Origin of the sequence: Streptomyces sp. NPDC098781, assembly GCF_044759995.1 — a bacterium.
In the GTDB taxonomy this organism is placed as follows: Bacteria; Actinomycetota; Actinomycetes; order Streptomycetales; family Streptomycetaceae; genus Streptomyces.
Genome location: NZ_JBIWAK010000002.1, coordinates 75,767 through 102,464, shown reverse-complemented (window position 1 = coordinate 102,464; position 26,698 = coordinate 75,767). Strand labels below are relative to the sequence as shown.

The window sequence follows — 26,698 nt, the reverse complement described above, 5'->3', positions numbered from 1 at the left end:
GAACGGATGGCAAAGCCCCGCCATCATGCCCGATCCGGTCACGCGTGCGACCTGGCGGCCGCGTTCACAGCTCGTCCTTGTAGGACTCCTTCGCCACCAGCTTCCCGTCGCGGAAGCAGAACCGGTAGACGATGTCGTCGTCGATGTCCAGGTAGTGCCGGCACGTCGCGCCCTCGGGCAGCGGCGGGCCCTTCTTCTCCTGGCCGTCGGTGAGCAGGGCACTGCCCTCCGGCAGCTCGGCCTTCACGTCCTTCTCGGCGTCGCCCACCTTCGCGGACTTGTACACCTTCGCCGATATGGTGCCGCTCTCCACCTCGTCGAACAGTGCCGTCAGCCCCCAGGCCCCGAGGCCGAGAACGCCCACGACGAGGACGACGGAGGTGATCAGACAGCCGAGGGCGACCTTCTTCTTGCTGCTCATGATGGCGGCGAACTCCCCTTGCGGATCGGAACGGTCGATGACCGCTCCACCGTCGCCCGCCGCAGCCCCGCCGATCTGCCCCCGAAAGTCGTCGTCGGCGACGACGGAGGTCGCGCCGTCCGGACCGGGCCGGGGCTCACCACCGCCGTACGGCAGCACACCGGCGAGACGGAAACCACCCTCGGGAGTGGCGCCGGTGTGCACCATGCCGCCGACCAGCCGGGCCCGCTCCCGCAGACCGGCCAGCCCCTGGCCGCCGCTCACCGCGGGCGGCGACTGCGGTGCGCTCGCCGGCACCGGCCCGTTGGCCACCTCCACCACCAGGCTGTCCGGTTCGTAGCGCAGCGCCACGGTGATCGGGGCGCCCGGCGCGTGCTTGTGCGCGTTGGTCAGGCCCTCCTGGGCGATGCGGTACGCGGCGTGGTCGGCGGCGGGCGCGAGCGGCCGTACGGTGCCGGAGCGGAGCAGGTCGACGGCCGCGCCGGCCGCCCGTGACGACTCGACGAGGCCGTCGACGGCGGCCGCCACACGGGCCGTCGGCGGCTCGGCCTCCGTCGGGTCCGGCCCCTGTCCGGCGGGCGCCGCGACACCGTCCCGCAGGATGCCCACCGCCTCGCGCAGCTCCCGCATGGCCGCCCGCGAGGCCTCCCGGAGGATGCCCACCCCTTCGCGCTGGCGGTCACCCAGCTCGGGGTCCACCTCCAGCGCCCCCGCGTGCACGGAGATCAGGGCGAGCTGGTGGCCGAGGCTGTCGTGCATGTCCTGGGCGATGCGCTGCCGTTCGAGAAGGCGGGCCTGGTGCGCCACCATCGCCTGTTCGCGCACCAGTTGGGTGTTGTGCCGGCGCAGCGCGTCGAGCAGGGCGTGCCGCTGGGCGCGGTAGCGGGAGGCCAGCCCCGGAACGATCACCAGCGCCAGGAACGAGCCCGCCGCCAGCCCGGCCGTCACCAGCATCGACATCGCTACGTCGTCGTCGGCCGCCCCTTGGACGCCGACCACGAGGTAGGCGAGGAACGCGGCGGCGTACGCGGCCAGCGCGCGCCCGGGGCGCATGATGCGGCTGCCCGCCGACCAGCTGGCGTAGATCAGCAGCGGCGTGGCGCCGGCCAGCGTCCCGGCCAGGGCCGACGACACGATCAGCACCGTCGCCGGCAGTGACCGGCGGGCCGCGGACAGCACGGCGACGCCCAGGGCCACGGCGCCGGCTCGCGCCGCCGATTCGTTCTGTGCGCCGTCGAGGAGCCCCGCCAGTCCGGCGAGCACGACGGCGAGCACGGCCTCGCCGACGATCCGCCTGCGGGGCCAGGGAGAGGCGGCGGCCAGCCGGGACCGGAGCGGCCGGTCGGACCGGGGTGTGTTGGCTGCGTCCACGCGCAGACTTTTGGCGGTGTCCACGCGGAGACGATAGACAGCCGCCCCCGTGCCCGCGCATCCGCCCTTCGGTGCGGCGGCCGACGACGAAAGTCGCCACCCGGTCACCAACGGAACCGTCATCTTTGGTCGCTGCGGACGTCGACTTACGGAGACTGATCCGGACCGCGGCGGGAAGTGAGGATGGACGGATCCGCCGGAGACAGGCGGCGGCAGAGATCACCGGCCAGGGGAGCGGAACAGTGGACAGCGCGGCACCGGGGACGAGCGAGCGATTCACCATCCGGCAGAAGACCACCTTCATGATCAACCGGTACGTGGTGTCCGAGGCACTGCCGGACGGCTCCGAGGGCAAAGTGGTCGCCTTCGCCGAGCAGAAGCGGATGACGCTCAAGGAGCAGATGACCTTCTACACCGACGAGTCCAAGGACCGGGTCCTGTTCACCGCAAAGGCCCGCCAGGTCCTCGACGTCGGCGCCCTGTACGACGTGAAGGACGCCTCGGGCAACCCTGTCGGCACGTTCCGCAAGAAGTTCGCCGCCTCCCTGCTGCGTTCGACGTGGGAGCTGGAGCAGCCGGGCTCGGTCGCGGCCGTCGGACAGGAGCGCAACCGGTTCGTGGCCGTGCTGCGCCGGGTCTGGGAGATCCTGCCGCTCGACTTCATACCGTTCGTGTGGCCGTACCACTTCGACTTCTCCTCGGGCGGGCGGCCCGTGATGAAGGTCGACAAGAAGCTGGGCCTGCGCGACCGCTATCTGCTCGACGTGGCCTCGCCCGATCTGGACCTGCGCCTCGCCATCGCCCAGGCCGTCGCCCTGGACGCGCTCCAGTCACGCTGACCGGGACCACCCTGGGGCCCCCGCCCGGACCGGCGGCCTGGAAGAATCCCGCCATGGACCTGGAACTCCCAGAACTGCCCTTCCCGCTGCGCACCTACGGCCCCGACGGACACTGGGCCTACGAGGACGGCTTCCTCTCCGGCTGGGCCGGTCCCCGGCAGGACCGTTTCGTGCCGCCCACCGGCGAGGCGCTCGACCCCGCCTCCGACGCACCGCGTCTGCTGGGCGCGCCCGAGGGCGACTTCCAGCTGATCGCCCGGGTCACCGTCGGATTCTCCGGTGCCTTCGACGCCGGGGTCCTCTACGTCCATGTGGGCGAGCGGGCCTGGGCCAAGCTGTGCCTGGAGTACTCCCCGGACGTGCCCACCGTCTGCACGGTCGTCACCCGGGGCCACTCCGACGACGCCAACTCCTTCACCGTGGAGGGGAGTTCGGTGTGGCTGAGGGTGAGCCGCACCGGCCGTGCCTTCGCCTTCCACGCCTCCCGCGACGGCGACCGCTGGACCTTCGTGCGGCTGTTCACCCTCGGCGACGAGAAGGAGACCGGTGCTGCCCTGGTCGGCTTCATGACCCAGTCACCCCTGGGGGAGGGCTGCGTGGTGACGTACGACCACCTGGAGTTCAGGCCGAACTGGCCGAAGGACCTGCGAGACGGAAGCTGAGCAGGCCGGTCACCGCGAGCAGCGCCGCGCTGATCAGCAGGCTCAGCCGCATCCCCGCCACGAAGCCGCCGGAGACCAGCGTCCCGAACACGGCGATGCCCAGCGCCCCGGCCATCTGCCGCGCCGCGTTGAGCACACCGGCCGCCAGACCCGCCCGTTCGGCGGGTACGGCGTCCATCATCGCCGCCGTCAGCGGCGGCACGGTCAGCGCGCAGCCCAGGGCCATGGGGACGAGGAGCAGGGCCACCACCGGCGCGGGGGTGCCGGCGTCGACGTACAGCATCGCGAGCAGTCCCGCCACGGCGAGACCCTGACCCACCACCATGGGCAGCCGGGCGCCGTGGCGGCCGGCGAGCTTGCCCGCGACCACGTTCGTCACCGCGATCAGCCCGGTCATCGGCAGGAACATCAGCCCGGCCTGGAGCGCCGAACGGCCCTGTACCTGCTGGAAGAAGAGCGAGAAGACGAACACCATGCTGTAGAAGGCCACGCTGACCGCCGCCCCTGCGGCCACCGTCACCGCGACGGTCCGGTTGCGGAAGAGACCGAGCGGGACGACCGGGTGGGGCCGGCGTGCCTCGACCCGGAGGAAGGCGGCTCCGGCGGCCACGGCCACCGCCAGTGCCACCCGGCCCGCCGTCCCGCCCTCGATCACCGCGAACGTCAGCGCCGTGAGCGCCACCACCGCCGTCACCTGACCGGGCAGATCCAGCGGTGCCGGCCGGCGCGGTGAGCGCGGGGCCCGGACCAGCAGCACCAGGATCAGCGCACCGATCGGCAGGTTGACGAAGAAGATCCCGCGCCAGTCCCAGGCCGAGGTCAGCACGCCGCCCACCACCGGGCCCAGCGCGACCGCCGCCGAACCGCCCGCCGCCCAGGCGGCCACCGCACGGGCCCGCCGCGCCGGATCGGCGTACGCCTGCCGCACCAGCGCGAGCGACGCCGGCAGCACCACGGCCGCCGCCACGCCCTGCACCACCCGCGCGCCGATCAGGGCCGGCAGGTTCGGAGCGAGACCGCAGGCCGCCGAGGCGAGCGTGAAGACGGCGGCACCGAGCGCGTACGCCCGGCTCGCCCCGGCCCGGTCCGAGAAGGCGCCGGTCGACAGCATCAACGCGGCGAAGGCGAGGGTGTAGGCGTCCACCACCCACTGGAGGCCGGACATACCGCCCCCGAGGGAGGAACCGATCGCGGGCAGCGCCACGTTCACGATGGACGCGTCGAGGCAGACCAGCGCGAAGCCGAGCAGTCCGGCGGTGAGGGTGAGGGCGGCAGAGGGCCCCTTGGGGCTCGACTTGCCCTGGCCGGTGGCGAGTTCGTCGCCCTTGCGGGTCCGGGTCGTTGACATGCCCTCCATGCTGCGGAACTCCGCCGTCGTACAGTAGTGGCCAAAATGCCATGCGTCCGGAGGTTCTGGCCATGCCCCAGCCGTTCACACCGCACCGCATCGCCGTCGTGGCGCCCTCGCCGGTGTCGATGTTCAACCTCGCCATCCCGGAGATGCTGTTCGGCAAGGTCGAGGTCGACGGGCGGCCCGGCTACGAGGTCGTCATCTGCGCGGCCGAGCCGGGCCCGGTGCCCACCAGCGGAGGGCTCGAACTGCACGTCCGGCACGGACTCGACGCCGTGCGGGACGCGGACACCGTGCTCGTCGCCGGCACCGGGGAGCCCTTCGAGCCGGAGTCGCGGATCGTGACCGCCGTGCGCGCGGCGGCGGCCGACGGCAAGCGGATCGCCTCCCTGTGCACCGGCGCCTTCCAACTCGCCGAGGCGGGCCTGCTGCACGGCCGCCGGGCCACCACGTACTGGGCGCACGCCGAGGAGTTGCGCCGCCGCTACCCGCTCGTCGACCTGCGCGGCGACGTGCTGTACGTCCAGGACGGTCCGTACGTCACCTCCTCCGGCTACGCCGCCGGCATCGACCTGTGCCTGCACGTCATCCGCACCGACTACGGCGCCGCCGTCGCCAACGAGGTCGCCCGGCGCGCGCTCGTGGCACCGGTACGGCCCGGCGGCCAGACCCAGTTCACCCAGACCCCGCTGCCGCCCGAGCGCGGCACCGCCTGCTCCGACACCCGCGGCTGGGCCATGCGCAACCTCGACAAGCCGCTCACCCTCACCGACCTGGCCCGCCACGCCGGGGTCAGCGTCCGCACCCTCACCCGCCGCTTCCACGCCGAGAGCGGGGTGAGCCCGTTGCAGTGGTTGCTCCACCAGCGCATCGAGCGGGCCAAGGAACTGCTGGAGACCACCTCCCTGCCCATGGACCAGGTGGCCCGCGCCTGCGGCCTGGGCACCGCCGACTCGCTGCGCGGGCACCTGGTCCGCCGTACGGGTCTGGCACCGAGCACCTACCGGGTGCAGTTCAGCCGGCTCGGAACCGGGGCGGCCGAGGCCACGTCCTCCGTTGCATGATCAGCGACCGAACGACCGGAGCCCGGGTCATCCGTACCGTCCTGCCCGCCGAAGCGGAGGCGGTGGCGGCCCTGCACGCACGTGCCCGGGCGACCTACTACCCCGACGGGCCGCCGCAGGACGGCACCGACTGGCTCGCCGCCTGGCGGAGCGCCATCGCCCGACCGGACGGACATGTGCTGTGCCTCGTGGAGGAGGGCCGCATCATCGCGCTCGCCTCCTTCCGCACACCGCAGGGCGCCGGCGCCGACACCGTCAAGCTGTTCCAGTTCCATGTCGACCCCGGGCACTGGGGCCGCGGCGTCGGTACGGCCCTGCACACGGCCTGTGCGGAGGAGTGGCGGGCCGACGGCAGGCGCACGGCCGTGCTGGACGTCCACGTGGACAACCGGCGGGCCCAGGTCTTCTACGCCCGTCAGGGCTGGGTCCCGGACCCGGAGAACCCGCCCGCCGAGGGCGACCATCACCTGAATCTGCGGTTCACCGTCGGCGGGGAATGATTGGCGCTGTTTGAACGTTCACGCACCAGGCGGAGGGAGTCTCCGTATCCCGTACGACCTGGAGAGCCGAAGACATGCGCGTCGAGATCTGGAGCGACATCGCCTGCCCCTGGTGCTATGTGGGCAAGGCCCGCTTCGAGAAGGCGCTGGCGGCCTTCCCGCACCGTGAGCAGGTCGAGGTGGTGCACCGCTCCTTCGAGCTGGACCCGGGGCGCGCCAAGGGCGACATCCAGCCCGTGATCACGATGCTCACGAAGAAGTACGGCATGAGCGCGGCGCAGGCGCGGGCCGGTGAGGAGAACCTCGGCGCGCAGGCCGCCGGGGAGGGCCTTGAGTACCGCACCGAGGGCCGCGACCACGGCAACACCTTCGACATGCACCGGCTGCTGCACCTGGCCAAGGAGCGGGGCCGGCAGGACGAGCTGATCCAGATCCTGTACCGGGCCAACTTCGCCGAGGAGCGGTCCCTGTTCTCCGAGGGCGACGAACGCCTCGTGGAACTGGCCGTCGCCGCCGGCCTCGACGCCGACGAGGCCCGCGAGGTCCTCGCCGACCCGGACACCTACGCCGACGCCGTCCGCGCCGACGAACGCGAGGCCGCCGAGCTCGGCGCCACCGGCGTGCCCTTCTTCGTCCTCGACCGCAAGTACGGCGTCTCCGGTGCCCAGCCCGCCGAGGTCTTCGAGCAGGCGCTGACCCAGGCGTGGGGCGAGCGGTCGCCGCTGCGGCTCGTCGACCAGGGCGACGCCGAGGCGTGCGGTCCCGACGGGTGCGCGGTGCCGCAGCACTGAACCGCCGGGCGAAGGCGCAGGTCGGGGGCCATCCATAAGCGTTCCTTGGCGAAACCACGTAGAGAATCGCAATGGACCGACAGGTGGCCAGGGCCCAGAGTGGAGCCATGGAGACCTTCGAGAGCCTCGTCCGTGCCGAGTTCGCCCCGAAGAACGTCTATCTGAACACCGCGAGCAACGGTCTGCTGCCGGCCCGCACCGTCGACGCCCTCCAGCGGGCCGTGCGGATGCGGGCCGAAGGCGTCCCGCTCGGGCCGCTCTACGAGGACGTCGAGGCCGTCCGCGCCTCCTTCGCCCGGCTGGCCGGCGTGCCCGTCGAGCGGGTCGCGACCGGGGCCTCGGTCGCCGAGTACGGCGGACTGATCGCCGCCTCGCTGCCCGCCGGCGCCGAAGTCCTCACCGCCGAGGCCGACTTCTCGTCCCTGGTGAACCCCTTCCACATGCGCGCCGACCTCAAGGTGCGCGCGGTCCCGCTGGAGCGCCTGGCCGAGTCCGTCCGCCCGGACACCGCCCTCGTCGCGGTCAGCGCCGCGCAGTCCGCCGACGGCCGGGTCGCCGACCTGCCCGCGGTGCGGGCCGCCGCCCGCAAGCACGGCGCGCGCACCTACGTCGACGCCTCCCAGTCGGCCGGATGGCTGCCGCTGGAGGCCGACGCCCACGACTTCGTCGCCGCGGTCGGCTTCAAGTGGCTCCTGGGCCCGCACGGCACCGCATTCTGCGTCGTCCCGGCGGACTTCGGCGGACTGACCCCGCTGCTGGCCGGCTGGGTCGCGGGGGAGATCCCCTGGGAAAGCTGCTACGGCCCCGTCCAGGACCTCGCCCACTCCGCCCGCCGCTTCGACATCAGCCCCAGCCTGTTCAGCCACGCCGGGCTGCGCGCCTCCCTGGAACTGATCGAGGAACTCGGCGTCGACGCCGTCCGGGCCCACGACCTGGCCCTCGCCGACCGCTTCCGCGAGGGGCTCGCCGGCCTCGGCCACGAACCGCTGCCCGCACCCGGCTCGGCCATCGTCTCCGTGCCCGGCCTCGGCCACCGTCAGCCCGACCTGGGCGCCGCCGGAATCCAGGTCTCCGACCGCGCGGGCAACCTGCGTGCCGCCTTCCACCTCTACAACACCCCGGACGACGTCGACCGGCTGCTGAACGCCCTGTCCGCCTGAACCACTGGCGCGCGCCCGCCCGGGACGCTAGGAAGGGCACCAGGGGTGGTGGTGCCGGTGGAGTCCACGGGCGATACAGGCGCACAGCCGACCGCCGACGCGGAGATGCACCGGCGGCTGGTGTACGGCGACGGGTCCGCGCTTGCCGAGGTGTACGCGGCGTACGGCGGGCTGGTGCGGGGCGTGGCGGTGCGGGTGACGCGTTCCCCGGCCGCCGCCGACGACGTGGCGCAGGAGGTCTTCGCCCACCTGTGGAGCCGGCCGTACACCTACGACGCGCGCCGTGGCTCGCTGCGCACCTGGCTGTCCTTGCTCGCCCACCGGCGGGCCGTGGACTGGGTGCGCAGCGAGGCCCGGCACCGCAAGGCCGCCGCGGCCGACGACTCCGCGCTCCAGGCCATCCCGGACGCCGGGCCCGGCCCCGACGAGACGGTCGTCGACCGGGAACGCTCCCTGCTGCTGCACACCGCCCTCGCCGAACTCCCCCGGCCGCAACGGGAGGTCGTACACCTCGCCTACTTCGCCGGCCGCACCTACCGGCAGGCCGCCGTGGAACTGGGGATACCCGAGGGCACGGCCAAGACCCGGCTGCGCACCGCGCTGCGCACCTTGGCCGAGACTTTGGCCGACCCACCGGATCCGGCGCTCGAAAGGGGCGCATGATGGCGAGACGGGGTACTCGCACGGCAGCGGCATCGGGAGGAGGCGCGCGATGACCGACGATCACGCGGCGGTACGTGACCTGCTGGCAGCCTGGGCCTTCGGCGCCCTCGACCCGGCCGAGGAGGAGACGGTCCGGCCGCACCTCGCCGAGTGCGAGAGCTGCGCGGCACGGGCGGCACGGCTGCGGGAGACGGTACGGCTGCTGGACGGGCCACCGCAGGAGGCTCCCGCCCCGCCGGCCGACGGCGCGCTGTCCCTCGCCCTGCGCACCCGGCCGGCCACCCCTGACGTCGCCGGGCACGCCGAGCCCTACGCCGCCGCGGTCGCCGGGCTCAGGGCACTGCTGCCCGAGCTGGCCGGCCGCTGGGCCACCCCGGTCGTGCACGACTGGGACGCGCACGCCACCGTCGCCCACCTGCTCGCCGCCGACGAGCACCTGGCCGCCCGGCTCGGCATCGACGCCCGCGTGCCGCCCTCGCGGATCGCCCGGGACACGCCCTGGGAGGACGCCTGGAACCGCCGTACCGCCGATGTCATCGCCCATGAGCACGGCCGTACGCCCGAGCAGACCGTGGCCGACTGGGCCGCGCAGGCGGACCAGCTGCTGGCCGCGCCCGAGGCGCGCGACGTGGAACTGGCCGCGCGGGCCGTGACGTTGATGGGGATGCGGCTGCCGGTCGCCGACCACTTCCTGGTGCGCGCCTTCGAGACATGGATCCACACCGACGACATCGGCCGCGCCCTGAACCTCGCCGTCCCCCCACCGCCCCGGCGACACCTCGGGCAACTGGTCCGCCTGGCCGTCCGGGTCCTGGGCCTGGCCCTGGGCCCCGACGCGCCCCCGGTGCTCTTCTCGGTCACGGGGGGCGAGGAATGGATCCTGGGCTCCGAGGACGAGCCCGTCCAGGCCGAACTCGCCCTGGACCCGATCGACTTCTGCCTCCTGGCCGGCGGCCGCCACACCCCGGAAACCGTCCCCAGAGGCCAAACCGGCGACGCGGCCGCCGTACGAAACGTACTGGAGCGGGCCGCGTCGCTGGCGTGGCTGTGAGGGCTACTTCACCTGGGTGAGGCAAGGCCCCCTCATGGAGTTGTGGGTGTGAAGTTGTGGGTCACTTCACCGGAGTGAAGTCGCGTGCGCCGATGAAGTCCGGTCGGCGTACCGGTGCCGCGAAGGGGTCCACGGCCGTGTTCTCCACGCTGTTGAACACGATGAACACGTTGCTGCGCGGGAACGGCGTGATGTTGTCGCCGGAGCCGTGCATGCAGTTGCAGTCGAACCAGGTCGCCGAACCGGCCTTGCCCGTGAAGAGCTTGATGCCGTACTCGGAGGCCATCTTGGTCAGCGCCTCGTCGGACGGCGTGCCCGCGTCCTGCATCTGGAGGGACTTCTTGTAGTTGTCCTTCGGCGTGGCCCCCGCGCACCCGAGGAAGGTCCGGTGGGAGCCGGGCATGATCATCAGCCCGCCGTTGGTGTCGTGGTTCTCGGTCAGCGCGATCGACACGGACACCGTCCGCATGTTCGGCAGACCGTCCTCGGCGTGCCAGGTCTCGAAGTCGGAGTGCCAGTAGAAGCCACTGGCGCCGAAGCCCGGCTTGACGTTGATCCGCGACTGGTGGACGTACACGTCCGAGCCGAGGATCTGCCGCGCCCGGCCGACGACCCGCTCGTCACGCACCAGACGCGCGAACACCTCGCTGATCTTGTGCACTTCGAAGACGGACCGGATCTCCTTGGACTGCGGCTCGACGATCGAGCGCTCGTCCGCCCGGATCGCCGGGTCGGTGACCAGTCGCTCCAGCTCCTGCGCGTAGACCGCGACCTCGTCCTCGGTGATCAGCTGGTCGATGGCCAGGAAGCCGTCACGCTCGAACGACTGGAGGTCGCCGGCCGCGATCGGTCCCGGCGTGTCGGGGGAGCCCCACACGACGGGGTCCTGGCGCGGCGTCGCCACTTCGGTGGCGCCGCGGCTGGGGTAGAGGTCGGTGACGTTACCGGTCATTGCGGTGGTCATGGTGTCTCACACCTCCTCGGGCTCGGTGAGCAGCGGGTACACCCCGTTCTCGTCGTGGTCCTCCCGGCCGGTCACGGGCGGGTTGAAGACACAGATGCAGCGGAAGTCCTGCTTGACCCGCAGCGTGTGCCGCTCGTGCCCGTCCAGGAGGTACATGGTCCCGGGCGTGATCGCGTACGTCCGCCCGGTCTCTTGGTCGGTCAGCTCGGCCTCGCCCTCGACGCAGACGACGGCCTCGACGTGGTTCGCGTACCACATCGACGTCTCCGTACCCGCGTACAGGATCGTCTCGTGCAGCGAGAAGCCGACCTTCTCCTTGGCGAGGACGATGCGCTTGCTCTCCCAGGTGCCGGACGCCGATTTCACGTGGCGCTCGGTGCCTTCGATCTCCTTGAACGAACGGACGATCACGGTGCTGCCCTACCTCCTAGGTGATGGTGTTCTCGGTGTCCCGGGGTGTATCCCGGTGGATGAGGGGGTGCTCAGGCGGTCTCGCGGACGGCGCGGGCGAGGACGCGCAGGCCCTCGTCGAGTTCGTCGGGCGTGATGGTCAGGGCCGGGAGCAGCTTGATGACCTCGCTCTCCGGACCGGACGTCTCCACCAGCAGCCCGAGATCGAACGCGCGGCGCGCGATCCGGCCGGCCCGCTCCTTGTCGTGGAACTCCATGCCCCACACCAGGCCGCGGCCCCGGTACTCCTTGACGTCGGCGGGGTTCTCCTCGCAGATGGCGATCAGCCCCTGCTCGACCTGCTCGCCGCGCGCCCGGGTCTGCTTCTCCATCGCGCTGCCGTCGGCCCAGTACGACTCCAGGGCGGCGGTGGCGGTGACGAAGGCGGGGTTGTTGCCGCGGAAGGTGCCGTTGTGCTCGCCCGGCTCCCAGATGTCCAGCTCGGGCTTGAACAGGCACAGCGACATGGGCAGTCCGTAGCCGCTGATGGACTTGGACACGGTGACGATGTCGGGCGTGATGCCGGCCTCCTCGAACGAGAAGAAGGCACCCGTACGCCCGCAGCCCATCTGGATGTCGTCGACGATGAGCAGCATGTCCTGGCGCTCGCACAGCTCGGACAGCGCGCGCAGCCACTCCGGGCGCGCCACGTTGATGCCGCCCTCGCCCTGCACGGTCTCGACGATCACGGCGGCCGGCTTGTTCAGACCGGAGCCCTGGTCCTCCAGCAGCCGCTCGAACCACAGGAAGTCCTCGACGGCGCCGTCGAAGTAGTTGTCGAACGGCATCGGCGTGCCGTGCACCAGCGGGACACCGGCGCCGGCCCGCTTGAACGCGTTGCCGGTGACGGCCAGCGAGCCCAGGGACATCCCGTGGAAGGCGTTGGTGAAGGACACGATGGCCTCGCGCCCCTTGACCTTCCGGGCCAGCTTCAGCGCCGACTCCACGGCGTTGGTGCCGGTCGGGCCCGGGAACATGACCTTGTACGGCAGGTCACGGGGCCGCAGCACCAGGTCCTGGAAGGTCTGGAGGAAGGCCCGCTTGGCGCCGGTGGACATGTCGAGCCCGTGCGTGACGCCGTCCCGCTCCAGGTAGTCGATCAACGCCCGTTTCAGGACCGGGTTGTTGTGGCCGTAGTTCAGCGAGCCGGCACCGGCGAAGAAGTCCAGGTACTCGTGGCCGTCCTCGTCGTACATACGGCTGCCGCGCGCGCGGTCGAAGACGGTGGGCCAGCCGCGGCAGTAGCTGCGCACCTCGGACTCCAGGGTCTCGAAGACGCTGAGGTCGGGCTGGGTGATGGTCACGACGAATCGCTCCTCGTTGTGTGGGGGAGTTCAGACGGAGAGGGGACCGATGCGGTACAGGACTTCGGGGTCGTGCGGCCCGTCGGGGAACAGGCTGGTGGGGAACAGCACCTCGCGCTCCAGGGCGGCGCCGTGCCGCTCCGCGAAGGAGCCGAACAGCCGCTCGGAGGCGGTGTTGCCGGGCGTGATGGTGGTCTCGACGCCGGTGACGCCGTAGTCGGCGCCGACCCGCGCGACGAGGCCGTCGAGCAGTGAGGCGGCGATCCCGCGTCCGCGGTAGGTGTCGTCCACGGCCACCTGCCAGACGAGCAGGGTGTGCGGACGGTCCGGCCGGATGTACCCGGTGATGAAGCCGACCGGCTCTCCGTGCTCGTCGCGTGCGACGGCCGATGTGCCGGCGAAGTCACGGCACCACAGCAGATAGCTGTACGACGAGTTGAGGTCGAGGGCTTCGGAGTCTTTGGCAATACGCCACAGCGCGGCCCCGTCGGCCACCGCCGGACGGTCGATTCGCAGGTCTGCTTGTGCGGCAGTCATGCAAATTGAATTTACCCAGCCAAATTCGAAATTGCACGGCCCTGCGGGGTTACGTACGAGGGCGGGATGTGTTATCACGCGGGCGTGAGGGAAGCCCCTCGGGACCCCGGAAACGCACCTTTTGCCCCCTTAATACCGGACAAACGGGGCGGAGTGTGGAACGCGTCACAGCCATGTAACTCGCACGAGACCTGCCCGAATTAGTCTGGTTGGTGTTCGCGAAATCTTTGCGTTTAGGTTCGGAGATAGCGGGCAGAAGAAGATGGGAAGCTACCCGTCGGGGAATTCAAGAATTAGCCTGAATTTAGGCTCCGGTAACACCGTCGATGTGTTCTCGCAGAATATCGGCATGACCGTTGTGCCGGGCGTACTCCTCGATCATGTGAAGGAGCACCCACCTAAGGCTCACCTCGACCCCGGCCATCGGCCCGTCCGTGATCAGCCCCACACTCTCCAGCGACCGCCCGGCACGGACCTCCCGCCCCCGGGCGATCTCCCGCCGCCACACGCCGAGCGCCTGGTCGCCCCCACGTCCCGGGGCGAGCGTGTACCCGCTCACGTTCCCCGCCCCGTACACCGGCGGCACATCGAGCCCGCCCACGACCCGCTGGAACCAGTTCCGCTCGCACTCGGCGAGATGCTGCACCAGCCCGAGCAGCGTCAGCTCCGACGGCTCGGCGGGGGCGCGCCGCAGCTGCGCCTCGTCCAGTCCCGCGCACTTGAGCTCCAGGGTGGCGCGATGGAAGTCGAGCCAGCTTTCGAGCATGGGGCGCTCGGGGCCGGTCAGTAGGGGGACGGGGCGACCGTCCGGGAGGGTTCGCGATGTGTGGGCGCTCATGCGGGGAGCGTGACACCCGGGGCCGGCGCCGGCTCGGGTTTCAGCGGCGGGCGAATCTCCCCGGAGCCGATCTCGTAGTCGTGGGTGTCATGCCCGCGCGGCGTACCGGGTACCGCGTCCGGCTTGTTGACGCGGTGTCTATCCAGTGGTTCAGTGGCTCAGTCACTGATCCACTGGCTGGCTGGGGGCCGGGATGGGCGCACTGCCGCGCGAGACCACCGTCGACGTTCTGGAGAAGCGGCTGCGCGAGGACATCCTCGCCGGGCGTCATCCGGCCGGGAGCTATCTGCCTCCCGAACGTGAACTCGCCGACGAGTTCGGAGTCAACCGCACCACACTGAAGCACGCCTTCGGCCGGCTGGTGCACGCCGGGCTGCTGGAGACGCGGCACGGCGTGGGAACGCGGGTCCGGGACTTCCTGCGGCTCGGCGGGGCGGACCTCCTGCCGATGCTCGTGCGGCACAGCCCCGACTGGATCGGGGAGATCTTCGAAGTGCGCCGCAGCGTCGGAGCGTTGATCGCCGAGCGCGCCGCGGCCCGGGCCACCACGGCCCAGATCGCCGAACTGCGCTCGCTGACGGCCGCTGTCGGGGACGCGGAGGACGGCGAGGAAGCCCAGCTCGCGGACGCCGAGGTGCACCGGGCGCTCGCCCGCGCCACCGGCAACCGGGTGTACGTCCTGCTGACCAACACCCTGTTCAACGCCTACCTGCCGGTCCGCGCGGCACTGGTCGCCCCGTTCCTCGACGCCCGGGCGGCCCACGACCGGCTGGCCCCCGTCGTCGACGCCGTGGCCGCCGGCGACCAGGAAGCGGCGCGCACGGCCGCCGGTGCCTACCTGGCGGCGACCGAACGCATCATGCTGGAGGGCCTGGCACGGGCCGCCGAACGCCGGGACGGTGTCCGGTGACCGCGCGCGGGACCGCGTTCCGGGAGACCATGCTGGGCCGGGCACGGTTGGACGACGAGGACCGCGACCGCCCGGTGCGCCTGGATCTCGCCGTCCGCGCCGACGCCGTACTGCTGCCCCACCGCACGACACCGGCACGTGTGACCGGACGGGTGCGGATAGCGGGACGGGCGGACGACGCCGACGCCGAGGGCGAGTTGGAGATCTCGCCCCTGGCGCGCCGCCGGATCCGTTACCGGATCACCTTCACCATGGAGGGCCGGCGTCTGGTGCTCGACGGCTGGAAGTCCATCTCGCCCGCGCGTCCGGTGCGGTCGATGACCGTGCTGCCGTACACCCTGTACGAGGACGGCGAACGCGTCGGCGAGGGCACACTGCGCTTCCCCCTCACCACCGGCCTGCTGCCCTTCCTCACGAGCTTCCGCTTCCCCCGCGCGGCGGCCGAGTCCACCGCCGCGGAACACCTGGCGTCGCGCTGGGACGGAAAGCCGGGACGCACGGAGGTCTGGTACACGACCCTGACCGACCCGGCGACCGGCACCGGAGTCTGGCTGCACCACGAAGTCGTGGCGCCCACAGACGGCTCCGGCGCCCACGCCCACGGCTGGGTCGCCGTGTTCCCCAAGGACGGCCCCGTCGAGCACGCCCGCTTCGGCCCCGTGCCGTGGACGGACCGGCAACAGGGCTACGAGGCCGAGGGCATCCGCGCCCAGGCAGGTCAACTCGCCGGTTCCGCCGGGCCGTTCACCTGGTCGCTCACCGAGACACCCCAGGGCGGCCCGCTGCACACCTTCCCCCGCTGGTCCTGGCGCCACCCCCTGCTGCCGGCCAGCCACATGCTGCCCGCGGCCCGCTGCCTCTACAGCGGCACCGTCCGGTACGGCGACAACGAACTACGGCTGGACGGGGCCACCGGCGCCGGCGCCCGGATCTACGGCCACGGCAACGCGCGGCGCTGGGCCTGGCTGCACGCGGACCTCGGCGGCGGAGACGTCCTGGAGATCGTCGCCGCGGTGTCCATGCGCCCCGGACTCGACCGCCTGCCGCCGCTGGTGTTCCTACGACTGCTGCGCGACGGACGCCCCTGGCCCGGGCGCGCGGAGCGCACCGCCGTCGGCTGGGCGGGCCTCGGCCGGTTCCGGGCGGACATCGGCCTGCCCGAGTGGCGCGTGTCCGGCCGGGTGGGCCGGCGCCGGATACGGGTGAAGGTGACCCAGCCGCCGCAGCGCACCCTGGCGCTCGACTACACCGACCCCGACGGCTCTCCCGCGGTCTGCCGCAACAGCGAGACCGCGGACGCCGAGGTCAGTCTGGAGCGCTGGTGGGGCGGTTGGCGACCGGAGGCCACCTGGCGGCTCTCCGGCACCGCCCACGCGGAGGTCGGTGACCGATGACCCCCTCGACCGCTCCCGGCCTCACCGCACTCACCGCGGCCCTGCTCGCCGACGACGGCACCGCCGCGTGGACCCGGGCCGTGCCCCGGCGCGTCGAGACGCTGCTGGACGCCATGCCCGCCACCGCACGCACGGCGGTACGCGGTGCGACCGCGGCGATCAACCTCTACGCCCTGGCCCGCACGGGCCGCCGGCTGCCCGCCCTCGGCCCGGCGGAACGCGAGCACGTCATGGCGTCGCTCGCCTCCCACCCGGCCCTGCTGCCCCTCCTGGACGCGGTGAAGGTGCCGGTGCTGCTGGCGGCCGGCACCGAGCGGACCCTCCGCCACGGCCCCGCGCCCACGGCGCCCGCACCCGTCGACCCGCCGCTCGACTGCACCCCCGCCCGCGACTGGCCGACCCGCTCCACCGCGGACGCCGTCGTCGTCGGATCGGGCGCGGGCGGCGCGATGGCCGCGCGGACGCTGGCCCGGGCGGGGATGCGTGTCGTCATCGTCGAGGAGGGCGACCACCACACCACCGCGGCCTTCGCGCGCAGGACCCCGCTCGACCGCTTCACCGACCTCTACCGGGACGGCGGCGCCACCATCGCGCTCGGCAACCCTCCGCTGGTCCTGCCCGTCGGCCGCGCGGTCGGCGGCACCACCGTCGTCAACTCCGGCACCTGCTACCGCACTCCGGACGACGTCCTCACCCGCTGGCGGGCCCGCCACGGATTCGCCGTCGCCGAAGGCTTCGACGCCCACCTCGACGAGGTGGAACGCACCCTGCGGGTCGCCCGTCAGCCCATGGACGTCCTCGGCAACAACGGGCTGCTCGCCCTCGCCGGCGCCAAGGAACTCGGCTGGACCGCGGCCCCGCTGCGCCGCAACGCCCCTGGCTGCAAGGGCTCCTGCCAGTGCGTCGTCGGCTGCCCCACCGGCGCCAAACAGAGCGTCCAACTGTCCGTGCTCCCCGAAGCCTGCGCCGCCGGCGCCGCGATCGTGACGGGCGCCCGCGTCCTGCGCGTCCTCACCGACCGCGACCGGCCGGGCGGTCCGCGCGCCGCCGGCGTGGTGGTGAGCCGCCCCGACGGCACCGAACTGGAGATCCTCAGCCCCCTGGTCGTGATCGCCGCCGGCGCCCTTCAGACACCGCAACTGCTGCGCCGCTCCGGCCTCGGCGGACACCCCGGGACCGGCCGGAACCTCAGCGTGCACCCGGCGATCAGCGTCGCGGGCCGCTTCGGCACGCCGGTGACCGGCTGGCAGGGCGTCCTCCAGAGCGTCGGCGTGGAGGAACTGCACTCCGACGGCATCCTGATCGAAGCCACCTCGGCGCCCCCGGGCATGAGTTCGTTCGTGCTGCCGGGCGTCGGCCGCGAACTGCGCCGCGAAGTCGAGGGGACGGAGCAACTGGCCACCCTGGGCGCCATGATCGCCGACCGGCCCTCCGGCCGCGTCCTCGGCCGCGACCGCACCCTGCTCCGCTACGACCTCGCCTCCCGCGACGCCCGCCGCCTGCTGCGCGCCCAACGGGCCATGGGCCGCCTGCTGTTCGCCGCCGGAGCCGACGAGGTCCTGACCGGCGTACCGAGGCACCCGCGGGCCCGCAGCCAGGCCCAACTGGACGCGCTGCTCGATGAGGTGACGATACGTCAGCTGCACGTCTCCGCGTTCCACCCCACGGGCACGGCCGCGGCCGGGAAGGACACCCAGCGCTCACCGGCGGACCCGGAGGGGCGCCTACGTGGAGTGCACGGCGTGCTGATCGCCGACGGGTCGGTACTGCCGAGCTGCCCGGAGGTGAATCCCCAGCTGAGCATCATGGCGGCGGCACTGGGCGTGGCCCGGCGTCACCTGGCGGACGGGTGAGGCCAGGCCGGCATGACGGCCCTGGGGCCTGTCGTTCGGATCATGCCGGCGTCGCGGGGCGACAGGCCCTAGAACTCCAGGGAGTCGGCCAGTTCGGCGATGACCTGTGCGTGGCATGCCTCGGGGACACACCAGCAGCCGAGCCTGCGGCCCCGCAGCGCGGGCAGCAGGGCGAGCAGGTCGGGACGGCTCAGCAGATGGGCGCGGTACTTCTCGACCACCTGCGCCCGGCTGCCGTCCCGGCCCGGCCGGAAGGGGCTCGCGAGTTCGGAGCCCTCCAGATGCCATCCGCCGCGGTGCATCGCGCGGCCGACGTAGACGACGTCCGCGTAGTCCGGGTCGTCGCGGTGGCCCTTCAGATTGACGACCGTGGTCCGGCGTGTGGCGTTCATCGGTCAGTCCGTGCCCGGCAGGGCGAAGACGGCGCAGGTGGCCGTCCCGTGCGCGTACAGCTTGCCGTCGGCCGCCCCGACGATCCGCGCCTCCGCGGTCGCCGTCGTCCGGCCGACGTGGACCGCGACGCCCGTGCAGCGCAGCGTCGTGGTCGTGTGCAGCACCGGCCTGACCAGGTTCACCGCGAGCTGCACGGTGGTGTACGCCCGGCCGGCCGGCAGCGCGGTCAGTACGGCGGTGCCCAGGGCCGAGTCCAGGAGGGTGGCCATGTAGCCGCCGTGGACCGTGCCCATGGGGTTGAGGAGGTGTTCCCCGGGCTCGCCCTCGAAGACGGCCTGTCCGTCCTCGACCTCGACGAGCCGGAAGCCGAGGGTCCCGCAGATCGGGGCCTCGGGCAGCCGCCCGTCCAGGCTCATGCGGGCCAGCTCGATGCCCGTGATGCCGCCGACGGCTTCGTCGCCGACCGTGCGGTGGTAGTGCGTGGCGAGGTGCGCCATGGAGCTTTTCCGTCCTTTGTCGCCGCCCTCATCGGGGGCCTGGTGCCGATGGATGTACGAGCGCCGGGCGGCGGCCGCGGTCCGCGGACCGCCGCCCGGCGTGGTCACAGGTCAGGGAAGCTTGACGGCCAGGAGGTCGACGGGCCGGATGTCCGGCGCCTCGCTCAGCATGGTCCCCGCGGCCTCCATCAGCGCGGCGGCGATCTTGCCCTCCAGGTGCCCCTTGCGCCCCTCCTCGTCGGCGAAGGTGTCGAAGACACCGAAGGTGGTGGCGCTCTGCCGGAACGCGAACCACGTCACGGTGTGGTTCTCCTGCTCCGCGAGCCGCAGCGCGTCGCTCAGCAGGGCCGCGACCTGGTCGGCGTACTCGGGCTTGGCCTCGATCCGTGCCAGCAGTCCGAGCTTGTTCATGGTGCACTCCCGTGGTGTGGGCTTCGTGAGGGTGGTGCCGGTACCAGGCACCGGATCTCGTCCGGACTCCTCCGAATCTAGGCCGCTCGGGCCACCCGCCCCAGTGTCGGAAGCGACGTCTTCGATATCGTTTCCGTCATGGATGTAGCTGTGCTCGCATACGACGGTGTCTTCGACTCCGGGCTGGCCGCCCTCCTCGATGTCCTGGAGGGGGCGAACAGCATGCGCGGCGAGCTCCCGCAGCCCCCGCCCGCCTGGAACGTCACCACGATCGGCTTCCGCCGACGCATCCGCACGGGCGCGGGACATGTCGTCGAGGCGGCCCCCGTCGACGCGGCCGAGGAGGCGGATCTGCTGGTGGTGCCCGCGCTGGCCGAACGGCGTCCCGACGCGCTGATCGCCCATGTCTCGGGTCCGGCCGCCGCCCCCGCACGGCGTCTGGTGGCGGCCGCACGCGAACGCGGCACACCCCTGGCCTCCGCCTGCACGGGCACCTGGCTGCTGGCCGAGTCGGGGGTCCTCGACGGGCTGGACGCCACGACGAGCTGGTGGCTGGCGCCCTACTTCCGCAAGCGCTACCCGGCGGTCACTGTCGACCAGACCCGGATGGTCACCTCCTCGGACGGTGTCACCACCGCCGGCGCGGCCTTCGGACACGTCGACCTCGCGCTCGCGATCGTACGGATGACCAGCCCGGCCCTCGCCGAGCTGGTCGCCCGCTATCTGGTCGTCGACGAGCGCCCCTCCCAGGCCGCCTACGCGATCTCCTCGGCGCTCGCGCAGAGCGACCCCACACTGGCCGCCTTCGAGCGCTGGGCCCGCGCCCACCTGGACCAGCCGATCTCGATCGCCGACGCGGCCCGGGCCATCGGCGTCAGCGAACGCACCCTCCAGCGGGCCGTCCGCCGCACCCTGGGCACCTCACCGGTCGGCTTCGTCCAGGACCTACGCGTCGAACGAGCCTCCCACCTGCTCAGGACCACGGACCTCCCCCTGGAGGTGATCGCCCGGAAGGTGGGCTACGAGCACGCCAACACCCTCAGAGTCCTTCTCCGGGAACGCACCGGAACAACGGCGAGCGCCATGCGCGCGAGGTGACGCGGCCGCACGCACCCATCGGCGACTTCTCGACGCCGGTCCAGGCGACTCAGCCCGCCTCGACCGCCCGCAGCGCCCCTGCCACGTCGACCTGCGCCCCCCGCTCCGCCAGCGCGGCCCCGATCGCCGCCAAGCACCCCCGCACGACCGCCGCCGTCGCGTCCACCCCGTAGTGATTGACCCGGATCATCTCCCCGGCCAGCGCACCCCCACCCGCCGCCAACGGCAGTCCCGGCTCCGCCTCCAGCGCCCGAGCCACCACCTCCGACGCCACCACGTCCGCCGGCACCCGCAGGGTCGTGGCCACCGGAGCCGCCTCGCGCACGTCGTACACGTACGGCCCCAGCCCCCCACCCATCGCGACGGCCCCGGCCCGAACGGCGAGTGCGGCCTCCCGGTGCCGGCGCATCACCGCCTCCAGCCCGTCCGCCTCGATCCGCTCCACGCACGCCTCGAGCGCCAGCATCTCCAGCTGCGCCGGCGCGTGCAGCAGCGCCCTGCGGCCACCGTCGATCCAGCGCTCCTTCCAGTCGAGCAGCGACAGATACGACCGCCGCGGCGCCCCGGGATTCGCCGCCATCCGCGCCCACGCCCGCTCGCTCACCGACACCGCCGACACCCCGGCCGGGCCGCCCATCGCCTTCTGCGCCCCGATCACGCACAGGTCCACACCCCACGCGTCCGGCAGCACCGGCTCGGCGCCGATCGACGCGACCGCGTCCAGGTAGAACAGCGCCCCGTGCGCGCGCACGACCTCGCCGATCTCCGCGACGGGGTTGGTGTTGCCGGTCGCCGCCTCCGCGTGCACCAGCGACACGAAGTCGATCTCCGGGTGCTCGGCAAACGCCGCCCGGATCCGGTCCGCCGTGACCGCCGTGTGGAAGGGCACCGCGAGATCGATCACCCTCGCCCCGCAGTCCCGCAGCCAGTCCCCGAAGGTCTGTCCGTACGGGCCGGTGATCACGTTCAGCGCGGTGGTGCCGGGCCCGGCCGTGCCCCGGATCGCCCCTTCCAGCGGCAGCAGCGCCTCACCCTGCATGATCACCACGTCCTGCGCGGTCCCGAGCAGCCGCGCCACCCGGTCCTCGATGGCGGCGAAACGGGCGGCGCTCAGCGGTGCCAGGTCAAGGAAGGGGTGTGTCATGGGGCTGCTCGCTTCATTCTGTGGAGGTCTACTCCACCGATCTTAGGTCGAAGGACCCCCCAGCCATCGGTTTGGTTTGAGGGGCTCAAACTCTTCCTTATAATCGGAACCCACAGTTCCCCGACAGGAGGCCCCCCGTGAAGACGACCCTCGGGCGCCGGACCCGCATTCTGGCCGCCACCACCGCGACGGCCGGCCTGGTGCTCGTGGCCGGCTGCTCCTCCGACGACAACGGCGGCGGTGGTACGAAGACGGCGGCCGGCGGTGTCGAAGTCGTCAAGGCGGGCCAGCTCACCACTTGCACCCACCTGCCCTACCCGCCCTTCCAGTCGGAGATCGACGGCAAGGTGCAGGGCTTCGATGTCTCCCTGATCGACCTGGTCGCCAAGGACCTGGGCGTGCAGCAGACGATCGTCGACCAGCCCTTCGAGAACTTCAAGACCGGCGGCTCCCTCAACGCCGGCAGCTGCGATCTCGCCGCCGCGGGCATGACCATCACCGAGGAGCGCAAGAAGAACGTCGACTTCTCGGACCCGTACTTCGAGGCCACCCAGGCCGTGCTGGTCGACAAGAAGAGCGGCATCTCCTCCTTCGCGGACCTCAAGGGCAAGAAGGTCGGCGCCCAGGCGCAGACCACCGGCGAGGACTACGCCAAGAGCAAGGGCCTGGACCCGGTCTCCTTCGAGTCCTCCGACGCCGTGATCAACGGCCTGCGCACCGGCCAGGTCGAGGCCGTCGTCATCGACTACCCGGTCGTCCAGGGCTGGCTGAAGGACAAGGCCAACGCGGACGCCTTCGAGGTCGCCGAGCAGATCAACACCGGCGAGCAGTACGGCTTCACGGTGAAGAAGGGCAACACCAAGCTCCGCGAAGCCATCAACAAGGCGATCAAGGACGCCAAGGCCGACGGCACGTACAAGAAGCTGTACGAGCAGTGGATCGGCCCGTACGACGAGTCCGCCGCCTCTCCGTCGCCCGCCGCCTGACCCCATGGCCGACACGGACGTACCCCTGCGGCCGAGGCAGCCCAGGAAGAAGGGCCTGACCCGGCGTCAGAAGCGCAGCCTGTCGCGTGGCATCCAGTACGTCGTCTTCGTCGTGGCCGTGGTCGCCTTCGCGGTCGCGGCCGACTGGGACCAGCTGGCGAATCAGTTCGCCCAAGGGGACATCGCCAAGGAGATGTTCCCCGACGTCATCACCCTGGCGCTGAAGAACACCGTGCTGTACACCCTGTCCGGCTTCGCCGTCGGACTGGTGCTCGGCATGGTGGTCGCGCTGATGCGGCTGTCCTCGGTGGGGCCCTACCGCTGGGTCGCCGGCATCTACATCGAGATCTTCCGCGGCCTGCCCGCCCTGCTGATCTTCATCTTCATCGGCGTGGCCGTGCCGCTGGCCTTCCCGGGCACGGAGATCCCGGGCGGGACGTACGGCAAGGTCGCGCTCGCGCTCGGCCTGGTCGCCGCCGCCTACATGGCGGAGACGATCCGCGCCGGCATCCAGGCGGTGCCCAAGGGGCAGATGGAGGCGGCGCGTTCGCTCGGCTTCTCGCCGGCCCGCGCCATGATCTCGATCATCATCCCGCAGGCGTTCCGGATCATCCTCCCGCCGCTGACCAACGAACTCGTCCTGCTCTTCAAGGACTCCTCGCTGGTGCTGTTCCTCGGGGTGACGCTGGAGGAGCGCGAACTGTCCAAGTTCGGCCGCGACCTGGCCAGCCAGACCGCCAACTCCACGCCGATCCTGGTCGCCGGCCTGTGCTACCTGCTGGTGACCATCCCGCTCGGCTTCGTCGTACGCCGTATGGAGGCGAAGGCCCAGGAGGCCGTGAAATGAGCGAGAGGCTTCCCCAGGACGGCCCCGAGATCGAGGTCCGGGGCCTGCACAAGTCCTTCGGTGACAACGAGGTGCTGCGCGGTATCGACCTGGAGATCCGCCAGGGCGAGGTCGTCTGTGTGATCGGCCCCTCCGGCTCGGGCAAGTCGACGCTCCTTCGGTGCGTGAACCTGCTCGAAGAGCCCACCAAGGGCCAGGTCTTCGTCGGCGGCGCCGAACTCACCGACCCGGACGTCGACATCGACGCCGTACGCCGCGGTATCGGCATGGTCTTCCAGCAGTTCAACCTGTTCCCGCACCTCACGGTGACCGAGAACCTCACACTGCCGCAGCGCCGGGTCCTCAGGCGCGACAAGGCCACCGCGGCCGAGGTCGCCGCCGAGAACCTGGAGCGGGTCGGTCTGTCGGAGAAGGCGACGGCCTACCCGGCCTCGCTCTCCGGCGGACAGCAGCAGCGCGTCGCCATCGCCCGCGCGCTCGCCATGGGCCCGCAGGTGATGCTCTTCGACGAGCCGACGTCCGCGCTGGACCCCGAACTGGTGGGGGACGTCCTCGCCGTCATGCGGATGCTCGCCGACGAGGGCATGACGATGATGGTCGTCACCCATGAGATGACCTTCGCGCGCGAGGTCGCCGACCGGGTCGTCTTCATGGACGGCGGGGTGATCGTCGAGGACGGCACGCCCGACCAGGTCATCGGCGACCCGCGGCACGAACGCACCCGCCACTTCCTCTCCCGGCTGCTGGACCCCGCCATGGCCGAGGTCGAGGAGGAGACCTCCGACCAGGTCGGCAAGGGCGACTAGGCCCTCACTAAGGTGCCGTACATGAGCGAACGCGCGGTGCTGCACGTGAAGGGCCGGGTCCTCGTCGGGCCGGACGACGTCCGGGACGAGCTGTGGGTCGTCGACGGCCGGATCTCCTACGACCGTCCCGTCGGCGCCCGCGACGTCCGGACCGTCGAGGGCTGGGCCCTGCCCGGGCTGGTCGACGCGCACTGCCACGTCGGACTCGGGGCGCACGGCCCGGTCGACGACGACGTCGCGGAGAAGCAGGCCCTCAGCGACCGCGACGCGGGCACCCTGCTGATCCGCGACGCCGGTTCGCCCTCCGACACCCGGTGGGTCGACGACCGGGACGACCTGCCGAAGATCATCAGGGCGGGCCGGCACATCGCCCGCACCCGCCGCTACATCCGTGGGTACGCCCACGAGATCGAACCGGAGGACCTCGTCGCGTACGTCGCCCAGGAGGCCCGGCGTGGCGACGGCTGGGTCAAGCTGGTCGGCGACTGGATCGACCGCGACCTCGGCGACCTGGCGCCCACCTGGCCGCGCGAGGCGGTCGAGGCGGGCATCGCGGAGGCCCACCGGCTGGGCGCCCGGGTGACGGCGCACTGCTTCGCCGAGTCCTCGCTGCGCGACCTGGTCGAGTCCGGCATCGACTGCGTGGAGCACGCGACGGGCCTGACGGACGACCTGATCCCGCTGTTCGCCGAACGCGGGGTGGCCATCGTGCCCACCCTCGTGAACATCGCCACCTTCCCGAAGCTGGCCGACGGCGGCGAGGCCAAGTACCCGCGCTGGTCGGACCACATGCGCCGACTCCACGCACGCCGCTACGACACGGTCCGCTCGGCCTACGACGCCGGCATCCCCGTCTTCGTCGGCACCGACGCCGGCGGCACCCTGCCCCACGGCCTGGTCGCGGGCGAGGTCGCGGAACTGGTCACCGCCGGCATCCCCGCGGTGGAGGCCCTCGCGGCGACGACCTGGCGAGCCCGGGCCTGGCTCGGACGGCCGGGGCTGGAGGAGGGGGCCGCGGCCGACCTGGTCGTCTACGACTCCGACCCACGGGCCGACGTACGGGTGCTGGCGGCGCCCCGCCGGGTGGTGCTCAACGGGCACGTCGTCGGCTGAGCGCTCCACCGGAAGCCCCCGGCCACGTCGTCGCTCGGCCGCGCCGCCGTTGTGGCTGATCGCGCGGCGAGCAGCCGATCGGCGTTCCCTGCGTCCCGCTCCGCCGGTTGACGCAGCGTGACGACGGGTACTGCCCTGTCGACGCCCGCTCCCTCGCCCGCGCCCACCCGTTCGCGCGAGCGCTCGCACTCAAGGGGGTACGGGGGCGACTTCGAGGAACATCCGTGCCCAGGGATTCGAAAAGTTTCACGGGAGAGTCACGTTGGAGTGAACTCCCGCCGGACTGCTGACTCTTCACTCTCAGTACGCGATTCTTGCCGGGTCCCGAGCAAGACTTCTCTGGGGGTCCCCACCTTGAACGGCAAGAACTTCCGCCTGCCCGCACGCCGTCTCGCCACCGTCGCGACGGCCACCGCCCTGACCGCCGCACCCGTGGCCCTGGGCGTGGCGAGCCCCGCGCACGCCACCGGTGACGAGGGGCGCGCGAGCGCCGTCGTGCTGCGCACCGGCCTCGACGTCTCCCTGCTCAACAAGACCGTGAACGTCCCGCTCGCGGTCTCCCTGAACGAGGTGCAGGCGCCGCAGAGCGCCGAGAAGGCGACCCTGACGGCCCAGTTGAACGGCGTCGACGGCGGCGAGCCCTTCAGCGTGCTGAACGCCGAGGTCGCCCAGTCGAAGGCGACCGTCGAGGACGGCAAGGCCGAGGGGTACACCCACCTCGCCCACGCCAAGGTCCATGTCCCCGGCCTGCCCCTGCTCTCGCTCATCGAGGTCGGCCAGGTCACCTCCAAGGCGACCTGCGAGGCCGGCAAGGAGCCGACCGCCACCTCCAACCTGCTCGGCGACGTCACCGTGCTGGGCAAGAAGGTCACGCTGACCGCGGGCGGCACCACGAACGTCGAGGTGCCGGGCGTGGGTGAGGTACGGCTGGACTACTCCAAGACGGAGCAGACCTCGCGTACGGCCGCCGCCAGCGCCCTCGAACTCAAGGTCTCCGTCAACCCGTTGAAGCTGAACGTCGCCGAGGTCGAGGGCACCCTGACCCTGGCGAAGGCGACCTGCGAGACCCCGGCCGAGGCCGCGCAGGAGCCCGAGCCGAGCACGGATCCGGTCGGCGACGTCAAGCCCCAGGGCGAGCCCGCCGATGAGGGCCTGGCGGAGACCGGCGGCAACTCCATGACGCCGTACATCGCGGGCGGCGCGGTGGTCCTGCTGCTCGCCGGTGGGGGAGCGGTGGCACTGGCGCGGCGCGGCAGGAGCTGATCGCGGGAGCCAGGTCC

Annotated in this window: 28 protein-coding genes; 17 read left to right on the top strand and 11 right to left on the bottom strand. The window is 72.0% G+C overall.

What is annotated here, in order from left to right:
* Nucleotides 1–64: 64 nt before the first annotated feature.
* Nucleotides 65–1,792, bottom strand: coding sequence for a sensor histidine kinase (locus ACIQWG_RS06495; RefSeq protein ID WP_404093461.1), 1,728 nt, complete (start codon nt 1,790–1,792; stop codon nt 65–67).
* Nucleotides 1,793–2,034: 242 nt separating this feature from the next.
* On the opposite strand from ACIQWG_RS06495, the gene ACIQWG_RS06490 reads away from it, so the two are divergent.
* A complete protein-coding gene (locus tag ACIQWG_RS06490) occupies nt 2,035–2,631 on the top strand; it encodes a hypothetical protein (RefSeq protein WP_404091107.1) in 597 nt (198 codons plus the stop codon).
* A gap of 53 nt (nt 2,632–2,684) precedes the next feature.
* Nucleotides 2,685–3,293, top strand: a complete 609-nt coding sequence (locus ACIQWG_RS06485; RefSeq protein WP_404091105.1) for a DUF1349 domain-containing protein — start codon at nt 2,685–2,687, stop codon at nt 3,291–3,293.
* On the opposite strand, the gene ACIQWG_RS06480 is transcribed toward ACIQWG_RS06485, so the two are convergent.
* Nucleotides 3,253–4,641, bottom strand: a complete 1,389-nt coding sequence (locus tag ACIQWG_RS06480; protein ID WP_404091102.1) for an MFS transporter — start codon at nt 4,639–4,641, stop codon at nt 3,253–3,255. The genes ACIQWG_RS06485 and ACIQWG_RS06480 overlap by 41 nt on opposite strands.
* Before the next feature lie 71 nt (nt 4,642–4,712).
* Here ACIQWG_RS06480 and ACIQWG_RS06475 point away from each other — a divergent pair, with 71 nt between their 5' ends.
* From ACIQWG_RS06475 to ACIQWG_RS06450, 6 genes are all read left to right on the top strand, one after another.
* On the top strand, nt 4,713–5,708 hold the full coding sequence (locus ACIQWG_RS06475; RefSeq protein WP_404091099.1) for a GlxA family transcriptional regulator: 996 nt from the start codon (nt 4,713–4,715) through the stop codon (nt 5,706–5,708).
* Complete coding sequence (locus ACIQWG_RS06470) at nt 5,705–6,208, top strand: GNAT family N-acetyltransferase (RefSeq protein WP_404091096.1); 504 nt, start codon at nt 5,705–5,707, stop codon at nt 6,206–6,208. The genes ACIQWG_RS06475 and ACIQWG_RS06470 overlap by 4 nt, the downstream gene beginning before the upstream one ends.
* Before the next feature lie 74 nt (nt 6,209–6,282).
* Nucleotides 6,283–6,999 (top strand): DsbA family oxidoreductase, encoded by a 717-nt coding sequence (locus ACIQWG_RS06465; RefSeq protein ID WP_404091094.1) that lies wholly within the window; start codon nt 6,283–6,285, stop codon nt 6,997–6,999.
* A gap of 107 nt (nt 7,000–7,106) precedes the next feature.
* Nucleotides 7,107–8,159: an aminotransferase class V-fold PLP-dependent enzyme gene (locus tag ACIQWG_RS06460; protein ID WP_404091092.1), complete on the top strand. Its 1,053-nt coding sequence runs from the start codon at nt 7,107–7,109 to the stop codon at nt 8,157–8,159.
* A 45-nt stretch (nt 8,160–8,204) separates the two neighbouring features.
* On the top strand, nt 8,205–8,822 hold the full coding sequence (locus tag ACIQWG_RS06455; RefSeq protein ID WP_404091089.1) for an RNA polymerase sigma factor: 618 nt from the start codon (nt 8,205–8,207) through the stop codon (nt 8,820–8,822).
* Nucleotides 8,823–8,871: 49 nt separating this feature from the next.
* Nucleotides 8,872–9,873, top strand: coding sequence for an anti-sigma factor family protein (locus tag ACIQWG_RS06450; RefSeq protein WP_404091086.1), 1,002 nt, complete (start codon nt 8,872–8,874; stop codon nt 9,871–9,873).
* A 61-nt stretch (nt 9,874–9,934) separates the two neighbouring features.
* Here the strand turns inward: ACIQWG_RS06450 and thpD are convergent, their stop codons facing one another.
* The 5 genes from thpD to ACIQWG_RS06425 form a co-directional block, all read right to left on the bottom strand.
* Nucleotides 9,935–10,837, bottom strand: coding sequence for an ectoine hydroxylase (gene thpD, locus ACIQWG_RS06445; protein ID WP_404091084.1), 903 nt, complete (start codon nt 10,835–10,837; stop codon nt 9,935–9,937).
* 6 nt (nt 10,838–10,843) lie between these two features.
* Nucleotides 10,844–11,248, bottom strand: a complete 405-nt coding sequence (locus ACIQWG_RS06440) for an ectoine synthase (protein WP_404091082.1) — start codon at nt 11,246–11,248, stop codon at nt 10,844–10,846.
* 71 nt (nt 11,249–11,319) lie between these two features.
* Nucleotides 11,320–12,591 (bottom strand): diaminobutyrate--2-oxoglutarate transaminase, encoded by a 1,272-nt coding sequence (ectB, locus tag ACIQWG_RS06435; RefSeq protein WP_404091079.1) that lies wholly within the window; start codon nt 12,589–12,591, stop codon nt 11,320–11,322.
* 30 nt (nt 12,592–12,621) lie between these two features.
* Nucleotides 12,622–13,128, bottom strand: a complete 507-nt coding sequence (ectA, locus tag ACIQWG_RS06430; RefSeq protein ID WP_404091076.1) for a diaminobutyrate acetyltransferase — start codon at nt 13,126–13,128, stop codon at nt 12,622–12,624.
* A gap of 304 nt (nt 13,129–13,432) precedes the next feature.
* Nucleotides 13,433–13,966, bottom strand: a complete 534-nt coding sequence (locus ACIQWG_RS06425; RefSeq protein WP_404091073.1) for a DinB family protein — start codon at nt 13,964–13,966, stop codon at nt 13,433–13,435.
* A gap of 193 nt (nt 13,967–14,159) precedes the next feature.
* On the opposite strand from ACIQWG_RS06425, the gene ACIQWG_RS06420 reads away from it, so the two are divergent.
* From ACIQWG_RS06420 to ACIQWG_RS06410, 3 genes are read left to right on the top strand one after another with little or no spacing between them, the layout of a single operon-like run.
* Nucleotides 14,160–14,876: a FadR/GntR family transcriptional regulator gene (locus tag ACIQWG_RS06420; RefSeq protein ID WP_404091070.1), complete on the top strand. Its 717-nt coding sequence runs from the start codon at nt 14,160–14,162 to the stop codon at nt 14,874–14,876.
* Nucleotides 14,873–16,270 carry a hypothetical protein gene (locus tag ACIQWG_RS06415; RefSeq protein WP_404091068.1) on the top strand — a complete coding sequence of 466 codons (1,398 nt, stop codon included), beginning with the start codon at nt 14,873–14,875 and terminating at the stop codon, nt 16,268–16,270. The genes ACIQWG_RS06420 and ACIQWG_RS06415 overlap by 4 nt, the downstream gene beginning before the upstream one ends.
* The gene (locus ACIQWG_RS06410) at nt 16,267–18,123 is read left to right on the top strand and encodes a GMC family oxidoreductase N-terminal domain-containing protein (RefSeq protein ID WP_404091065.1); all 1,857 of its coding nucleotides are present in this window, start codon (nt 16,267–16,269) and stop codon (nt 18,121–18,123) included. The genes ACIQWG_RS06415 and ACIQWG_RS06410 overlap by 4 nt, the downstream gene beginning before the upstream one ends.
* A gap of 68 nt (nt 18,124–18,191) precedes the next feature.
* Here ACIQWG_RS06410 and ACIQWG_RS06405 read toward each other — a convergent pair whose 3' ends face one another.
* From ACIQWG_RS06405 to ACIQWG_RS06395, 3 genes are all read right to left on the bottom strand, one after another.
* Nucleotides 18,192–18,515, bottom strand: a complete 324-nt coding sequence (locus tag ACIQWG_RS06405) for a DUF4326 domain-containing protein (RefSeq protein WP_404091063.1) — start codon at nt 18,513–18,515, stop codon at nt 18,192–18,194.
* A 3-nt stretch (nt 18,516–18,518) separates the two neighbouring features.
* On the bottom strand, nt 18,519–19,013 hold the full coding sequence (locus tag ACIQWG_RS06400; protein WP_404091060.1) for a PaaI family thioesterase: 495 nt from the start codon (nt 19,011–19,013) through the stop codon (nt 18,519–18,521).
* Nucleotides 19,014–19,124: 111 nt separating this feature from the next.
* The gene (locus ACIQWG_RS06395; RefSeq protein ID WP_404091058.1) at nt 19,125–19,424 is read right to left on the bottom strand and encodes a putative quinol monooxygenase; all 300 of its coding nucleotides are present in this window, start codon (nt 19,422–19,424) and stop codon (nt 19,125–19,127) included.
* A gap of 138 nt (nt 19,425–19,562) precedes the next feature.
* Here ACIQWG_RS06395 and ACIQWG_RS06390 point away from each other — a divergent pair, with 138 nt between their 5' ends.
* Nucleotides 19,563–20,522, top strand: a complete 960-nt coding sequence (locus ACIQWG_RS06390) for a GlxA family transcriptional regulator (protein ID WP_404091055.1) — start codon at nt 19,563–19,565, stop codon at nt 20,520–20,522.
* A gap of 49 nt (nt 20,523–20,571) precedes the next feature.
* On the opposite strand, the gene ACIQWG_RS06385 is transcribed toward ACIQWG_RS06390, so the two are convergent.
* On the bottom strand, nt 20,572–21,666 hold the full coding sequence (locus tag ACIQWG_RS06385) for a pyridoxal-phosphate-dependent aminotransferase family protein (RefSeq protein ID WP_404091052.1): 1,095 nt from the start codon (nt 21,664–21,666) through the stop codon (nt 20,572–20,574).
* Between the two features lie 137 nt (nt 21,667–21,803).
* On the opposite strand from ACIQWG_RS06385, the gene ACIQWG_RS06380 reads away from it, so the two are divergent.
* The 5 genes from ACIQWG_RS06380 (at nt 21,804) to ACIQWG_RS06360 (ending at nt 26,681) form a co-directional block, all read left to right on the top strand.
* A complete protein-coding gene (locus tag ACIQWG_RS06380; RefSeq protein WP_404091050.1) occupies nt 21,804–22,652 on the top strand; it encodes a basic amino acid ABC transporter substrate-binding protein in 849 nt (282 codons plus the stop codon).
* 4 nt (nt 22,653–22,656) lie between these two features.
* The gene (locus tag ACIQWG_RS06375; RefSeq protein WP_404091047.1) at nt 22,657–23,499 is read left to right on the top strand and encodes an amino acid ABC transporter permease; all 843 of its coding nucleotides are present in this window, start codon (nt 22,657–22,659) and stop codon (nt 23,497–23,499) included.
* Complete coding sequence (locus ACIQWG_RS06370) at nt 23,496–24,305, top strand: amino acid ABC transporter ATP-binding protein (RefSeq protein ID WP_404091044.1); 810 nt, start codon at nt 23,496–23,498, stop codon at nt 24,303–24,305. The genes ACIQWG_RS06375 and ACIQWG_RS06370 overlap by 4 nt, the downstream gene beginning before the upstream one ends.
* 21 nt (nt 24,306–24,326) lie before the next feature.
* Nucleotides 24,327–25,418, top strand: coding sequence for an amidohydrolase family protein (locus tag ACIQWG_RS06365; protein ID WP_404091041.1), 1,092 nt, complete (start codon nt 24,327–24,329; stop codon nt 25,416–25,418).
* A gap of 354 nt (nt 25,419–25,772) precedes the next feature.
* A complete protein-coding gene (locus ACIQWG_RS06360) occupies nt 25,773–26,681 on the top strand; it encodes an SCO1860 family LAETG-anchored protein (RefSeq protein WP_404091038.1) in 909 nt (302 codons plus the stop codon).
* The last annotated feature ends 17 nt before the right edge of the window (nt 26,682–26,698 follow it).